Below are 15223 nucleotides of genomic sequence, written 5' to 3'. Positions count from 1 at the left end.
CGGACGCTGGAGGTGTGGCGACACGCCCCGGAGGCGTGCCGCGGAGGAGGAGAGGAGCGAGCCGATGAAGGACGTCGTCACCGCCGGCGTGGACGGTACGCCGGAGGCGCACTCCGCCGTGCTGTGGGCGGCACAGGAGGCGTGGCTGCGGCAGGCGCGGTTGCAGTTGCTGCACGCCTGGGTGCTGCTCGCCGACGAGCCGGAGCCCCGTGGCCCCGAGGAGGGCGACCGGAACTACTGGCCGCACCGGATGATGGAGGAGGCGCGGGACGCCGTCCGCGGCCACTACCCGGACCTCCCGGTGGACACGGACCTGGTGCCCAAGGACCCGTTCGAAGCCCTCAAGGAGGCCGCCGGGGAGTCGGACCTGCTGGTCCTCGGCTCGCGCAACGTCGGGGCGATGACGCGCTACGTCCTCGGCGAACTCGGTCTGAAGCTGGTGGCGCACACCGACACCCCCACGGTCCTGGTCCGCGCGCAGCAGGGCGCCCCGCCCACCGGCCACAACGGTGACGTGGTGGTCGGGGTCGCGCTGCACGAGCCCTGCGAGGCGCTGCTCGCCTTCGCCTTCGAGAGCGCCGCGCGACGCGGGGTCACCCTGCGTGCCGTGCACGGCCGCCACCTACCCGCGCACGCGTACAACCGCGGCGGCGGCGTCGAGCCGTATGCCGCCGAGGAGGCGAAGAAGCTGGCCTCCGACGCGCTGGAAGCGGCGCTGGCGCCCTGGCGGGAGAAGTACCCGGACGTGCCGGTGGACGCGCGGGTGGAGATGGAGAGCCCGGCGCCCGCGCTGCTGCACGACACCACCGGCGCGGCCCTGCTGGCCGTCGGGCGCCGGCGCCGGCACCTGCTGCGGATGCCGCGGATCGGCCACGTCGTGCAGGCGGTGGTGCATCACGCTCCGTGCCCGGTGGCGGTGGTGCCGCACGAGTGAGAAGGCGGATGATGACGGTAGGGCACAGAAGGAAGCTGGGGTAAGCCATGGCGAACACAGTCGAGTGGCCCCTGCGTCTCTCCCTCGTCGAGGAGGACGGGACGACGACGGCACGGGTCGTGCTCCGCACCCGGAACGCCACCTTCACCGGGCACGGCACGGCGCGGCGCAGCCCCGAGGACCCCGACGTACCGGAGATCGGGGACGAGATCGCCGCCGGGCGCGCGATGCGGGACCTGGCCGGGCAGCTGCTGCGGACCGCGGACGACGAACTGGAGGGCGTCGGTGCCGCACCACCCCGTCGTGAGCGGCGGGTCGCGTACGGCTGGACGAGCGAGCCGGCCTGAGCCGGGCCGGTGCCCCGGTCGGGGAAGGAGTCGTCCATGTCGGATGCCACGCTCACCGACCTGTACGAGGTGACGATGGCCCTGTCGTACCTCCGCGAGGGGATGGAACGGCCGGCGACCTTCAGCTGCTTCGTACGGGAACTGCCGCCGCAGCGGGGGTTCCTGGTGGCCGCCGGCACCGAGGCGGTCCTCGACCACCTCGCCGGTTTCCGCGTCGGCCGCGAGGACATCGAGGTGTTCGCGGAGGTGCTGCGGCGGCCGGTGCGGGACCTGGCGCCGCTGCTGGACCTGCGCTTCACCGGCGAGGTACGGGCGGTGCCGGAGGGCCGGGTGGTGCTGGCCCACGAGCCGCTGGTGGAGGTCACCGCCCCGCTGCCGCAGGCGCAGCTCGTCGAGACGTTCGTGCTCAACCAGCTGAGCCACCAGACCGCGGTCGCCTCCAAGTGCGCCCGCTGCGTGCTCGCCGCACGGGGGCACCCGGTGGTGGACTTCTCGCTGCGGCGCACCCACGGGACCGCGGCCGCCCACCAGGTGGCCCGGCTGGGCGCGATGGCCGGTTTCGCCGGCACCAGCAACGTCGCCGCGGCGTACGCGGAGGACCTGCCGGCGATCGGCACGATGGCGCACTCGTACATCGAGGCGTTCGAGGACGAGGAGGCGGCGTTCACCGCGTTCGCGCGCTGCCACCCCGGCCCGGTGACCTTCCTGGTGGACACCTACGACACCCCCTCCGGAGTCGCCGCGGCGGCCCGGGTGCTGACCGCGCTGGGCCGCGGGGACGGCTCCGCGATCCGCCTGGACAGCGGCGACCTGGCCCAACTGGCCCGCCACGCACGGGCGATGCTCGACAACGCGGGCCTGCCGCAGGTGCGCATCGTCGCCAGCGGCGGGCTGGACGAGTACGCCGTGCACGACCTGGTGGCCTCGGGCGCGCCGATCGACATCTACGCGGTGGGCACCCGGGTCGGGGTGAGCGCCGACGCCCCGGCGCTGGACTCGGCGTACAAGCTGGTGGCGTACGACGGCCGGCCGGTGATGAAGCTGTCGGCGGCGAAGGTGACCGCACCGGGCGCCAAGCAGGTCTTCCGCCGGCCCGGCCTCCTCGATGTGCTCGGCCTGGCCGACGAGCCGCCGCCGGAGGGCAGCACCCCGCTGCTGGAGCCGATGATGCGCGCGGGCGAGCGCCGCGCGCCGCGGCCCCGGCCGGAGGACGCCCGGCGCCGGCTGGCGGCGGAGCTGGCCGAGCTGCCCGCGGCGGCCCGGCGCATCCGGGCGCCGCAGCCGGTACGGGCACGGGTGTCGCACCGGCTGTCCGTGCTGACGGAGCGGGTACGGCGGCGGACCGAGCGCGAGGTGCTGGCACCGTACGCCTGACCCGGTGCCGCGGCAGGCCCGCTACCCGTCGGGGGCGCCCTGATCGCGCTGCGGGACGACCGCCACGGGGCAGGCGGCGTGGCACAGGGCGGAGTGCGCCAGCCGGCCGAGCGGCAGCCCGAAATAGCCGTGGTGCCGGCCCGAGCCGATGACCAGCAGGTCCGCGGCGGCGGCGCGGTGCACCAGCACCTTGTGCGCCGGCCCCGCCACGGCGGTGCGGCGGACCCGCACCGCCGGATGCGCCGCGGCCACCTCGTCCAGCGCCCGGTCGATCAGCTCGGTCGCCCGCCGCTCGTGGTAGCTGTCGGCCACCCCGGCGGACGGGCCGGTCCGCTCGTGGGCGGGGCCGTGCCAGGCCCGTACCGCCTTCAGCATGCATCCCCGGGCGGCCGCTTCCCGGAAGGCGAAGCGCACCGCCTCCGCGCTCTCCCCCGGCTCGCCCACCGCGAGGAGGACGCAGCGGTGCTCCCCCGCGAGGCCGGCCGCGTCGCCCCGCACCACGACGACCGGGCACCGGGCCCGGGCCGCCACCGCCGGGCCGACCGAGCCCAGCAGCAGGCCGGTGAGTTCGCGGTGCCCGTGGGAGCCCAGGACCAGCAGGGAGGCGAGGTTGCCCTCCCGCAGCAGGGCGCTGACCGCGTCGTCCGCCAGGACCTCGGCGTCGACCCGGAGGGCCGGGTTGCGGCACCGGGCCCGTTCCACGGCGGCGCCGACGATGCCCTCCGCGAGCCCCCGCTCCCCGGTGTCCTCCTGGTCCCCGGCGGCTGCCGGCCCCTCGTACCGCTCCCAGGTGCTGGCGTGCACCACCCGCAGCCCGAGCCCGTGCAGCGCCGCCTCGTCCACCGCCCAGTCGAGTGCCCGGAGGGCGGAGTCCGAGCCGTCGACGCCCACGACCAGGGGCCGTTCCATGGCCGCACCGCCTTCCTCGGTCGCCGGGTTCCCGGTGGCCCCTCCATCGTCACCCCGCCCCGACGGGCCCGCCAGGGACGGCCGGCGGTCCGGGGCGCGCCCCGGGCGCCGACCCGTGGTGACATGGAAGGACACCGACGAACGGAACGTCGCCATGACCGGTGTGCCGTCCCTGGCCGGGTGCCTGCACTCGATCGGGGCCGTGGTCCTCGACACGGACGGAGTCATCACCGACTCCGCCCGCGTCCATGCCGCGGCCTGGAAGGACGCCTTCGACCCCGCGCTGGCGGCCGCGGGCGGGCAGCGCCCGTTCGACCCGGTGCAGGACTACCTGCGGCACGTCGACGGCCGCGCGCGGCTGGACGGCGCGGCGGCGTTCCTGGCCGCCCGGGGCCTGGACCTGCCGCTGGGCGAGGAGGGCGACCCGCCGGGCACGGACACCGTGCACGCCGTCGCGGCACGTAAGGACGAGCTGTTCACCGCGCGTCTGGAGGCCGGCGGCGTCACGGTCTGGCCCGGGACCGTCCGGCTGCTGCGGGTGCTGCGGCAGGAGCGGATGCCGCGCGCCGCCGTGTCGGCGTCCCGGCACGCCACCGCGCTGCTGGCCGCGGCGGGGGTGCTGCCGCTGCTGGACGCGGTGGTGGACGGCAACGCGGCCCGCCGGCTGCGGCTGCCGGGCAAGCCGGACCCGGCGCTCTTCGAGGAGGCGGCCCGCCGGCTGGGTGTCCCGCCCCGGGACACCGCTGTCGTGGAGGACGCACTCGCCGGCGTCGAGGCGGGGCGGCGCGGTGGCTTCGGCCTGGTGGTCGGCGTGGACCGGACGGCGGGACGGGCCGCGGCCGCCGCGCTGCGCCGCCGTGGCGCCGACGTGGTGGTGGCCGACCCGGGCGAGCTGCTGACGGCCGGGGAGGACTGATGCCGACCGCCGGCACCCGCGCCTGGACCTGGACGTACGAGGGGTACGACGCGAACGCGGAACGGCTGCGCGAGACGCTCTGCGCCCTGGGCAACGGCTACTTCGTCACCCGCGGCGCGGCCTGCGAGGTGCTCTCCGGGCCGGCGCACTACCCGGGCACCTACGCGGCGGGCTGCTACAACCGGCTCACCTCCACGGTGGCGGGCCGCGCCGTCGAGAACGAGGACATGGTCAACCTGCCCAACTGGCTGCCGCTGCGGTACCGGATCCTGCCCAGCGACGCGGGGCCGGGGCCCTGGCTGCACCCCGGGCACGCCCATCTGACGGCGCACCGGCAGACCCTGGACCTGCGGCACGGCACCCTGAGCCGGTCGTCGGTCTACGAGGACGAGGACGGCCGGCGGCTGACCGTGGAGCAGCGCCGCCTGGTGCACATGAGCGAGCCCCATCTGGCCCTGCAGCGCACGTCGTTCACGGCCGAGGGGTGGGCGGGTGAGGTGGAGGTCGAGTCGTGCCTCGACGGCGCGGTCCGCAACACCGGCGTCGCGCGGTACCGCGGTCTGGCCGATCAGCATCTGCGGGGGTGGGAGACCGGCGCGGAGGGGGCCGACACGGTGTGGCTGAGCTGCCGGACCGTCGATTCGGACATCCGGATCGCGCTGGCCGAGCGGATCCGGGCCACCCCCGGGCGGGGGGTGACGCCCCGGCCCCGGCTGACCGTGCTCCGGGCCGCTCACGCGCTGACGCTGCCGCTCGCGCCGGGGGCGACGGCGGTGGTCGACAAGACGGTGGCCCTGTACACCTCCCGTGACCCGGCGATCGAGAGCCCCCGGCACGCGGCGGTGGACTGCGTGGTGCAGGCCGCGCACTTCCGTCAGCTGCTCGCCTCGCACCGGCGGGCCTGGGAGAACCTGTGGCGGCAGGCGAAGCTGGAGGTGCCCGGGGACGCCGGGCGGATCCTGCGGCTGCACCTCTTCCACGTGCTGCAGACGCTCTCGCCGCACACCGCGGAGCTCGACGTCGGGGTGCCGGCGCGGGGCCTGCACGGGGAGGCGTACCGCGGGCACGTGTTCTGGGACGAGCTGTTCGTGCTGCCGTTCCTGAACCTGCACCTGCCGCAGGTCTCGCGGGCGCTGCTCACCTACCGCTACCGGCGGCTGCCGGCCGCCTGCCACGCGGCGGCGCAGGCGGGCCGGGCGGGCGCGATGTACCCGTGGCAGAGCGCCGGCGACGGCCGTGAGGAGACCCAGGAGCTCCATCTCAATCCCCGCTCCGGCCGCTGGCTGCCCGATTTCTCGCGGCTGCAGCACCACGTCGGCTCGGCGATCGCCTACAACGTCTGGCAGTACGGACAGGCCAGCGGCGACACGGAGTTCCTGCACACCAGGGGCGCCGAGATGCTGCTGCAGATCGCGCGGTTCTGGGCGTCCGCCGCGCTCTGGGACCCCGTCCTCGGCCGGTACCGCATCCGCGGGGTGGTCGGCCCCGACGAGTACCACGACGGCTACCCGGGGGCGGCGGAACCCGGCGTGGACGACAACGCGTACACCAACGTCACGGCGGCCTGGGTGCTGGTGCGCGCGCTGGAACTGTGCCACACCCTTCCCGAGGCCCATCGGCGGCAGCTCTACGAGCGGATCGAGCTGACCCCCGACGAGCCGGAGCGCTGGGAGGACGTCTCCCGTCTGCTGCACGTTCCCTACCACCAGGGTGTGATCAGCCAGTTCGCGGGCTACCAGGACCTGGCCGAGCTCGACTGGGACGGCTACCGGCAGCGCTACGGCGACATCCGGCGGCTGGACCGGATCCTGGAGGCCGAGGGTGACACCGTCAATCACTACCAGGCTTCCAAGCAGGCCGATGTGCTGATGCTCGGCTATCTCTTCTCACCGGCGGAACTCGCCACGGTCTTCCGCCGGCTGGGCTGTCCGCTCGACGACGACATCTGGCGCGACACCGTCGACTACTACCTGCGCCGCACCAGCCACGGCTCCACCCTCAGCGCCCTGGTCCACGCCTGGGTCCTGGCCCGGGTCCACCGGCCCGACGCCTGGACGTACTGCGAGGAGGCGCTGACCGGCGATGTCGCGGACGTCCAGGGCGGCACCACCGCGGAGGGCATCCACCTCGGCGCGATGGCCGGCACCCTGGACCTGGTCCAGCGGGGCCTGACCGGTCTGGAGACCCGCGACCGGACCCTGTGGCTGGACCCGGCACCGCTCCCCCAGCTGTCGAAGTTCGCCGTGCGCATCCGCTTCCGCCAGCACTGGGACATCGACCTGCGCATCCACGCCGAGCAGGTGCGGATCGCGGTGCCGGAGTCGGAGAACGCGGCGGTGCGGGTGCGGCTGCGGGAGCGGTCGTTCGGCATCGCACCGGGTACGACCCGGCGGCTCGATCTGCCGGACCCCTGAACGGCGCCGGCCGCACCGCGTCAGCGCCGCAGCGGTCCCTCACAGCTGTAGTCCGCGGTGCCGGCTCGGCCCGAGGACCAGACGGTGGTGGGGCCGAAGGTGCAGTTCATGTCGGCGAGGTTGTTCGCCGCGGGCCGGGCGCGGTCGAGCAGGAAGTAGTCGACGGTCTCCGACATGTCCTTGAAGACCTGGTCGGGGCTGGTCGAGTCGCTGAGGTTGGCGGTGATCCGGCCGGTGCACAGGAAGCGGCCGTGGGCCGGGTCGCCGTTGTCCTGGCAGGCGGGGGTGGCGGCGGTGGCCGAGGCGAAGGCCGCGCGCACCCCGGCGACGTCGGCGTACGTCAGGCTGCCGTTGGGGGTGAAGGCGGTGTGCGGTACGAAGAGGTCGTCGACGTGGGCGATCTGGGCGTCGAGGAAGGCGTCGTACTGCTGCTGGAGGGCGGCGTCGGTGCTCTGCCGGGTGCGCCAGGCGTCGAAGCCCGCGGGGTCGTCGGCGCGCAGGTACCGGTACATCTCCTGCAGCCTGGCGGGGTGTTCGCGCCACAGGAACTCGAAGAACGTCCCGGCGTAGGAGTAGAAGCGGAAGCCGTCGTGGTCGTAGGTCGCGTGCAGGAAGGCGTTGATGCTCATGCGCGGTGTGCCGCCCGCGGTGTCCGCGATGATGTCGCGGACGAGTGACCGCCGTACGGCGATGCCGTCGTCACGGGTCGAGCCGTCGAAGAATTCCGCGCTGCCCTCGTCCATGGCGGTGGTGCGGTCGCCCTCGTACCAGGGGCCCTCGCCGAAGGAACCGGGCACGGCGAACCGGCCGTTGAGGTAGTGGACGTACTCGTGCCGGAAGAGCTCTTCGAGGGTGAGGCTGGAGTCCTGGGGGACGCGGCGCTGGTAGGTGTAGAAGGTGGCGCCCTGCTCGATGTAGACGCCGCCGTTGTTGGTGCCCATCCCGGTGAGCAGCGGGTGGTAGACCTCGTAGTCGGCGCGCGAGGCGTACAGGACGATGGTGAGCGTGGTGTTGGGGTCGCCGGCCAGCGGTTCGGTGGTCCCGAGCACCCGGTGGAACTGGGCCTTGACCTGCTTGGACGCGTAGTACAGCTGGTCGACGGTGGCGCGGTCGAGGGCGGTGCGCACCTTGATGGCGCCGTTGTCGTAGGAGTAGGTGTACGGGAAGATCCGCTTCTCGATGTCGGTCTTGCAGACGCCGTAGGGCTTACAGGCGTCGAAGGTGCCCAGCCAGCCGACGACCTTGGCCCAGGGGTCGCTGCCCTCGCCGAAGTTGCGCACGGTCGTGGTCAGGAGGGCCCCGAGGTCGGTGACGATCGCCGGCTTGAGGGAGTCGATCTGGCCGAAGCGACCGTATTCACCGAGCGCGTCGCGGACCGCCCAGGCGTTGGCGGTGCCCTTGAGGTGGGTGTAATCGGCGAAGGCTTTGAAGGCGGCGCGGTAGGCGGGGTCGGCGACGACCGCGGCCCGGAAGGCGGTGTCCTTGTTGCCGGGGTAGACGCCCAGGTAGTTCACCGAGAGGGCGGCGAGGGCGGCGTTGCCCCAGGCCGGGTCCTTGTGGGTGGCGGGGTGGGCGGCGTCGAGGGTGGCCAGGACCCGCTGGATCAGCCCGAGTTGGTACTGGCGTCCGCCCGGCCCGCTGATGGCGTACAGGGCCTCGCGCAGGGTGTCGGCGTTGGTCCGGGTCACGTCGAAGGTGTGGGCGGCGGCGCCGAAGGCGTCGACCGCGCGGCGGACCGCGGTGACGGTCGGGGTGTCGGTGGTGTCGATCTCGTCGTGTGAGAAGTCCTGGTAGGCCACCGCGTGCAGGTACGTGAACATCTCGTAGAGGTGGCCGGCGTCGGTGCCGTCGTGGGAGGCGGCGAGGGCGGCGATGCGCCGGGCGACGGCCTGCACATGGGCGTCGGACATGACGGGAGCCAGCCGGGGGTCCCAGGTCCAGATGAGGTCGCGCAGGCAGCCGTCGGCGGTGACGGCCGGGTCGGCGAGGAAGTCGGCGAACTGCTCGGGGTTCAGGCCGGTGACCCCGTCGAGGGTGCAGGGGGCGACGGCGGGTGCGGCCCGGTGGCCGGGGGCGGCGGGGCCGGTCTGCGGGCCCGGTATGCGGCCGTCGGTCGTGGCGGCGCGGGGCGCGGGTGCGGGTGTGGCGCTGAACCGGGGTGTACGGGACAGGCGTTGGGCCCGGTCGTGGGGATCGCCGGCGGTCCGGTCGGCGGTCCGGGGCGCCGGGTGCGGCTGCCGGGCGGGGGCGGCCGGCGCCGTCCCGCGGGGTGCCGCCCCGGCGGTCTGGACGAACGGCATCGCGAGGGTGGCGACGAGGGTCGCGGTCAGCAGGAGTCTGCGTCGGGTACGCGAAGGGGACACCTGAACCTCCAGGAGGGGGTGGGGGGTTGGGTGGGTGAGGGGCGAGGGGTGCCGCCATCACTCCACGAGGTGTGACCCGTAACATAGTAATGTGAAATTGCACTGACAACCCTTCAGGAACCGGGCCCGGGTAAAGTTTCCCCCTCACGGCCCGACCCGGATCAGCCCGCCCACGGCCGCCCGGGGCGACCGACTCTCACAGACGCCCCGTCAACCCCCGTGCGGGCGATCAGCCCTGACGGGCCGCCGGCCGGCGCTGCGCGGGCGGGGCGGGCGTCTCCTCGCGGCCCTGCGCCCACAGGGAGCGGACGTGGCCCAGGTGACGGGCCATGCACGCCTCGGCCGCCGCGGCGTCCCCGGTCAGCATCACGTCGAGCAGCTCCAGGTGTTCCTCGGCGGACGGCAGCAGCTGGTCGTGCTCGTCGAGGCGGGTCAGGCCGTACAGGCGGGACCGCTTGCGCAGCTCGCCCACCGTCTCGACGAGGCGGTCGTTGCCGCTCAGGCCCAGCAGTTCGAGGTGGAAGCGGCGGTCGGCCTCCAGGTACCCGATGAGGTCGTGGGCGCGGGCGGCGGTGACGATCTCCAGCGCGACCGGCCGGAGCGCTTCCAGCTGTTCGCGGGTGGCGGTGCGGGTGATCCGGCCGACGACCGGGACCTCGATCAGCGCACGGATCTCGGTGTACTGGTCGAGGTCGCGCTCACTCACCTCGGTGATCCGGAAACCCTTGTTGCGCACCGGCTCGACCAGCCCCTCGCGGGCCAGATCGAGCATCGCCTCGCGCACCGGGGTGGCGGAGACGCCGAAGTCCGCCGCGAGGCCGGGCGCCGAGTAGACGGCCCCCGGCCGGAGTTCGCCGGCGATCAGGGCGGCGCGCAGCTGGTGGGCGACCTGGTCGCGCAGCCGCTCCTGAGCGGTGATCAGGCTGCGGTGCTTGAGTTCACCCATGGTGGTGGCCCTCCGTATGGCCCTGCGAGTCGGCGCGGAGTGCCAGCGTACAATGTCACGTTACGCAAACCGCCTGGCAGTGCCCGGTGCCGCCGCCGCGCGGTCAGAGCCGGAAGCCCGCCGGGAAGGGGTCGGCCGGGTCGAGGAAGTACTGGGCGGTGCCGGTCAGCCAGGCGCGCCCGGTGACGGTGGGGACGACGGCCGGCAGCCCGCCGACGGTGGTCTCCCCGACGAGCCGGCCGGTGAACTCCGTCCCGATGAACGACTCGTTGACGAAGTCCTGGTGCAGCGGCAGTTCGCCGCGGGCGTGCAGCTGCGCCATCCGGGCCGAGGTGCCGGTGCCGCACGGCGAGCGGTCGAACCAGCCGGGGTGGATGGCCATGGCGTGCCGGGAGCGGGTGGCGTCGGACCCGGGCGCGGCGAAGTAGACGTGCTTGAGGCCGCCGATCCGGTCGTCCTCGGGGTGCACCGGCCGGTCGGTGGCGTTGACCGCGTCCATCAGCGCCAGCCCGGCGGCGAGGATGTCGTCCTTGCGGGCCCGGTCGAAGGGCAGTCCGACGCTGTCGAGCGGGACGACGGCGTAGAAGTTGCCGCCGTAGGCGAGGTCGTAGCCGATGCTGCCGTATCCGGGGACGGTGATCTTGCGGTCCAGTGCGGCGCAGAACGCGGGGACGTTGGTGAGGGTGACGGCGGTGGCCGCGCCGTCCCGCACCCGCACCTCGGCGGTGACCAGTCCGGCGGGGGTGTCGAGCCGCACGGTCGTCACCGGTTCGCGCACCTCCACCATGCCGGTCTCGACCAGGACGGTGGCCACGCCGATCGTCCCGTGCCCGCACATCGGCAGGAACCCCGAGACCTCGATGAAGAGGACGCCGTAGTCGGCGTCGGGCCGGGTGGGCGGCTGGAGGATGGCGCCGCTCATGGCGGCGTGGCCGCGCGGCTCGTACATCAGCAGGGTGCGGAGGTCGTCGCGGTGCTCGGCGAAGTGGCGCCGGCGGTCGGCCATGGTGGCGCCGGGGATGGTGCCGACGCCGCCGGTGATGACCCGGGTGGGCATGCCCTCGGTGTGGGAGTCGACGGCGTGGAAGACGTGGCGGGTGCGCACGGGGCTGCTCCTCTCAGTGGTGGCCGTCGGCGAGCAGCTTCTCGGTGGCGGCGCGGAGCACGCCCAACTCCTCGTCCGCGAGCGGGAGGCGGGGCGGCCGGGTGGGGCCGCCGTGGTGTCCGGCGAGGTCCATGGAGAACTTGATCGCCTGCACGAAGCCGGGCTTGGAGTCCCAGCGCAGCAGCGGGTGCAGGGCGCGGTACAGGGGCAGCGCGGTGTCGAGGTCGTGGGCGGTCGCGGCGCGGTAGAGGGCGGCGCAGGAGGCGGGCAGCGCGTTGGGGTAGCCGGCGATCCAGCCGACCGCCCCGGCGAGGGCGAGTTCCAGCAGCACGTCGTCCGCCCCGATCAACAGGTCCAGGTCCGGGGCGACTTCGGCGATCTCGTACGCCCTGCGGACGTCGCCGCTGAACTCCTTGACGGCCACGATGCTGCCGTCGGCGTGCAGCGCGCCGAGCAGCTGCGGGGTGAGGTCGACCTTGGTGTCGAAGGGGTTGTTGTAGGCGACGACCGGGACGCCGGCCGCGGCGACCTCGGCGAAGTGGGCGCGGACCGCGGCCGGGCCGGCACGGTAGCCGTTGGGCGGCAGCAGCAGGACGGAGCCGGCGCCGGCCTCGGCGGCCCGCTCGGCCCAGCGGCGCGACTCGGCGCTGCCGTAGGCCGAGACGCCCGGCATCACCCGGTCGCCGTCGCCGCCCGCGGCCGCCACGGCCGTCTGCACGACCCGGATGCGTTCGTCCTCGGTGAGGGTCTGGTACTCGCCGAGCGACCCGTTGGGCACCACGCCGTCGCAGCCGGCCGCGAGCAGCCGGGCGACCTGGGCCGCGTAGGCGTCGTGGTCGACGGAGAGGTCGTCGCGCAGGGGCAGGGTGGTGGCGACCATGATGCCGTGCCAGGGGCGGGTGCGGGTGGTCATGCGGAGTCTCCTTGGGGTGCGGACGAAGGTGTCTCAGCCGTCGGTGAGGTGGTCGAGGAAGACCGGGCAGGCCAGGGGACGGCGGGTGGGCGCGGGGTCGGTGTCCCCCGCGAGGTGTGTCACGGCGGTGCCGCACATCCGGCCCTGGCACCAGCCCATGCCGGCGCGGGTGAGGAGTTTGACGGTGCGGCCGTCGCGGGCGCCGAGGCCGGTGACGGCGTCCTGGATGCGGCCGGCGGTGACCTCCTCGCAGCGGCACACCTCGGTGTCGGTGCGCAGCCAGTCGGACCAGCCGGGGCGCGGCGCGTGGACGGCGGCCATGGTCAGCGCGAACCGGCGCAACCGGTCCCGGCGCCGCCGCAGCGCCGCAACCGGACCCCGGCCGGCGATCGAGCGGGCCGCCAACTCGCCTTCGATGAAGGCGAGTTCGGCGCCGGCGACACCGCAGGTCTCCCCCGCCGCCCAGATCCCCGCGACCGTGGTCCGCTGCCGCCCGTCGACGACCAGGGCGTGGCCGCCGTCGGGCGTGGGGCGGGTGGCGCAGCCGAGTCCGGTGGCCGGCTCCAGTTGCGGCACCAGGCCGTGGCCCACCGCGAGGGCGTCGCACGGGATGCGTACGCCGGTGCCGGGCAGCGGCCGCCAGTCGCGGTCGAGCCGGGTCAGGGTGACGACCTCGACCCGGTCGGTGCCGTGCACGGCGGTGACCGCGCTCCGGGTCCGCAGGCGTACGCCGTGCCGGGCCAGGGTGGCGGCGTGGCCCGCCGCCTCGACGAGCTTGCGGGGCTGGGCGGCCAGGGCGCGGGGACTGCGGGCGTACGCCCGGTAGTCGCCCGCCTCGGCGACGACCGGGACCCGCGCTCCGGCGGCGGCCAGCGAACCGGCGACGGCGAGCAGCAGCGGCCCGCTGCCCGCGACCACGATCCGCCGCCCCGGCAGCACCAGACCGGCCTTGAGCATCGCCTGCGCGCCGGCCGCACCGACGACACCGGGCAGCGTCCAGCCGGGAAAGGGGAGCTGGCGCTCGTACGCCCCGGTGGCGAGCAGCACATGACGTGCGGTCAGCTCCGGGGCGGGGCCGTGCGCACCGTCGGGTCCGGTCACCGCGTGGACGGCCCAGTGTTCCGGGTCGGCGGTGGCCCGGGTGACGGCCCAGACGTGGTGCTCGGCGAGGTGGTGGACCCGACCGGTGGCGCGGTGTGCCGCCAGGCGGGCCGCGCGGCGGGTGAAGGCGCCCCAGGCGTGGTGCAGGGCCTGCGGGCGGGCGGCGCCGAGGCCGGGTGCCGGCTGCCGGTAGAACTGGCCGCCGGGGCGGGGTGCGGCGTCGAGCAGGGCCACGGTCAGTCCGAGGTCGGCCGCGGTGACGGCGGCGGCGAGCCCGGCCGGCCCCGCCCCGATGACGGCGAGGTCGTGGACGGAGCCCCGGGGGTCAGACGGCGAGGCCGGCACGGCCGTGTCCCTCCTGGGTGGTGACGGCGTCCCCCGGCCGGGCCGGGACCAGGCAGGCCCGTTGGTTGGGGGTGCCGTTGACGGTGGCCAGGCAGTCGTGGCAGGAGCCGATGCCGCAGAAGGCGCCGCGCGGCCGCCCGCTGCCGCGGGTGCGCCGCCAGGAGAGCACGCCGGCCGCCCAGAGCGCGGCCGCGAGGCTCTGGCCGGGCAGTGCGGGCAGGGGTCTGCCGTCCAGGCTGATCTCGAACGCCGGTTCCGGACGGGCGCGTACGAGGGCGGCGGGGGTTCGGCGACGGCGGCGGCTCATGCCGGGCTCCTCTCCACGAAGCGGTCCGGCCGGAAGGGCGCGGTGTCCAGGGGTGCGGGGGTCGCGGTCAGCGCGGCGGCGATCAGCCGGCCGGTCGCGGGGGCGAGGCCGATGCCGGCGCCCTCGTGGCCGCAGGCGTGCAGCAGGCCGGGGGCGCGCGGGTCGGGGCCGATGGCGGGGAGGTGGTCGGGGAGGTAGGGGCGGAAGCCCTGGTAGGCACGCATCACCCGGACCCCGGCCAGCACGGGGAAGAGGGCCGCGGCCCGGGCGGCGAGCCGGCGGATCACCTCGACCGAGAGTGTGCGGTCGAAGCCGACGCGTTCGCGGCTGGCACCGATGAGCACCGGGCCGGCCGGGGTGCCCTCGACGACGGCGGAGGTCTGCAGTGCGGCCGAGTCGCTGGCCACGTCGGCGACGTAGTCGGCGGCGTACACCTTGCGCCGGACGATGCGCGGCAACGGCTCGGTGACCAGGACGTATCCGCGGCGCGGCAGTACCGGGACGGTCACCCCGGCGAGCCCGGCGAGGTCGCCGGCCCAGGTGCCGGTGGCGTTGACGACGGCGGGCGCGAGGAGGTCGCCGCGCGGGGTGCGGACGCCGCGGACCGCTCCGCCGGGGCCCCGGAGGACGGCGGTGACCTCGGCGCCCAGGTGGAGCCGGGCGCCTGAGACGCGCAGCAGGTGCGCGGCGGCCAGGGCGGGTTGGACCTGTGCGTCCTGCGGGTAGAGGACGCCGCCGGCGAGGCCGGGCGCGAGATGGGGCTCGGCGTCCTGCAGCCGGCCGGCCGGGAGGTAGCTGCTCGCCACGCCCGCCGCGGCCTGCGCCCCGCTGAGCGTGCGCAGGGCGGCCAGGCCCGGCTCGTCGCCGGCGACGACCAGCCCGCCCTTGGTCTCGTACTCGATCTCCGGCGGAAGGGCGTCGGCGAGTTCGCGCCACAGCCGGGCGGAGAGCAGCGCGAGGTCGAGTTCCGGGCCCGGCTCCTTGTCGGAGACGAGCAGGTTTCCCTCGCCGGCGCCGGTGGTGCCGCCCGCGACCGCGCCACGGTCGACGACGGTGACGGAGAGGCCGGACCGGGCGGCGTAGTAGGCGCAGGCGGCGCCGACCGCACCGGCCCCGACGATGACGACATCGGAGGTGTCCAGGTGGTGACCGTATCTCGTGGGCACCTCAGTAATATGTCACACAACACTGTTTCTGAGAAGGGGAGTTGATCCGGCGCGGCGGCTCCGACGGCCGGACGCGCGGCGCG

Annotated in this window: 13 protein-coding genes; 5 read left to right on the top strand and 8 right to left on the bottom strand. The window is 74.9% G+C overall.

The window, feature by feature from the left end; all coding sequences use genetic code 11:
* Positions 1-64: 64 nt before the first annotated feature.
* Genes SL103_RS15145 through SL103_RS15135 form a run of 3 tightly spaced genes read left to right on the top strand, consistent with a single transcriptional unit; the run spans position 65 to position 2655 of the window.
* A complete protein-coding gene (locus tag SL103_RS15145) occupies positions 65-934 on the top strand; it encodes a universal stress protein (RefSeq protein ID WP_069569468.1) in 870 nt (289 codons plus the stop codon).
* Positions 935-981: 47 nt separating this feature from the next.
* A complete protein-coding gene (locus tag SL103_RS15140; RefSeq protein ID WP_033265928.1) occupies positions 982-1281 on the top strand; it encodes a DUF1876 domain-containing protein in 300 nt (99 codons plus the stop codon).
* A 36-nt stretch (positions 1282-1317) separates the two neighbouring features.
* Positions 1318-2655 (top strand): nicotinate phosphoribosyltransferase, encoded by a 1338-nt coding sequence (locus tag SL103_RS15135; RefSeq protein WP_069569466.1) that lies wholly within the window; start codon positions 1318-1320, stop codon positions 2653-2655.
* A 21-nt stretch (positions 2656-2676) separates the two neighbouring features.
* Here the strand turns inward: SL103_RS15135 and SL103_RS15130 are convergent, their stop codons facing one another.
* A complete protein-coding gene (locus SL103_RS15130; RefSeq protein ID WP_069569463.1) occupies positions 2677-3564 on the bottom strand; it encodes a universal stress protein in 888 nt (295 codons plus the stop codon).
* A 154-nt stretch (positions 3565-3718) separates the two neighbouring features.
* Here SL103_RS15130 and SL103_RS15125 point away from each other — a divergent pair, with 154 nt between their 5' ends.
* On the top strand, positions 3719-4480 hold the full coding sequence (locus tag SL103_RS15125) for an HAD family hydrolase (RefSeq protein WP_069569461.1): 762 nt from the start codon (positions 3719-3721) through the stop codon (positions 4478-4480).
* Positions 4480-6894: a glycoside hydrolase family 65 protein gene (locus SL103_RS15120; protein WP_069569459.1), complete on the top strand. Its 2415-nt coding sequence runs from the start codon at positions 4480-4482 to the stop codon at positions 6892-6894. The genes SL103_RS15125 and SL103_RS15120 overlap by 1 nt, the downstream gene beginning before the upstream one ends.
* A gap of 20 nt (positions 6895-6914) precedes the next feature.
* On the opposite strand, the gene SL103_RS15115 is transcribed toward SL103_RS15120, so the two are convergent.
* The 7 genes from SL103_RS15115 to SL103_RS15085 all read right to left on the bottom strand — a co-directional run bounded on the left by SL103_RS15115 (position 6915) and on the right by SL103_RS15085 (position 15140).
* Positions 6915-9257, bottom strand: coding sequence for a collagenase (locus SL103_RS15115; protein WP_069569457.1), 2343 nt, complete (start codon positions 9255-9257; stop codon positions 6915-6917).
* Positions 9258-9486: 229 nt separating this feature from the next.
* Positions 9487-10203, bottom strand: a complete 717-nt coding sequence (locus SL103_RS15110; protein WP_069569455.1) for a GntR family transcriptional regulator — start codon at positions 10201-10203, stop codon at positions 9487-9489.
* 103 nt (positions 10204-10306) lie between these two features.
* Positions 10307-11308, bottom strand: a complete 1002-nt coding sequence (locus SL103_RS15105) for a proline racemase family protein (RefSeq protein WP_069569453.1) — start codon at positions 11306-11308, stop codon at positions 10307-10309.
* A gap of 13 nt (positions 11309-11321) precedes the next feature.
* On the bottom strand, positions 11322-12221 hold the full coding sequence (locus SL103_RS15100; RefSeq protein ID WP_069569452.1) for a dihydrodipicolinate synthase family protein: 900 nt from the start codon (positions 12219-12221) through the stop codon (positions 11322-11324).
* Between the two features lie 33 nt (positions 12222-12254).
* Complete coding sequence (locus tag SL103_RS15095) at positions 12255-13667, bottom strand: NAD(P)/FAD-dependent oxidoreductase (RefSeq protein ID WP_069569450.1); 1413 nt, start codon at positions 13665-13667, stop codon at positions 12255-12257.
* Positions 13648-13974: a (2Fe-2S)-binding protein gene (locus SL103_RS15090; RefSeq protein WP_069569448.1), complete on the bottom strand. Its 327-nt coding sequence runs from the start codon at positions 13972-13974 to the stop codon at positions 13648-13650. Before SL103_RS15090 ends, SL103_RS15095 begins: the two co-directional genes overlap by 20 nt.
* Positions 13971-15140, bottom strand: coding sequence for an NAD(P)/FAD-dependent oxidoreductase (locus tag SL103_RS15085; RefSeq protein WP_069569446.1), 1170 nt, complete (start codon positions 15138-15140; stop codon positions 13971-13973). Before SL103_RS15085 ends, SL103_RS15090 begins: the two co-directional genes overlap by 4 nt.
* Between the last annotated feature and the right edge of the window lie 83 nt (positions 15141-15223).

This window comes from Streptomyces lydicus (assembly GCF_001729485.1).
GTDB lineage: Bacteria > Actinomycetota > Actinomycetes > Streptomycetales > Streptomycetaceae > Streptomyces > Streptomyces lydicus_D.
This window is presented reverse-complemented; position numbering and strand designations above follow the sequence as displayed.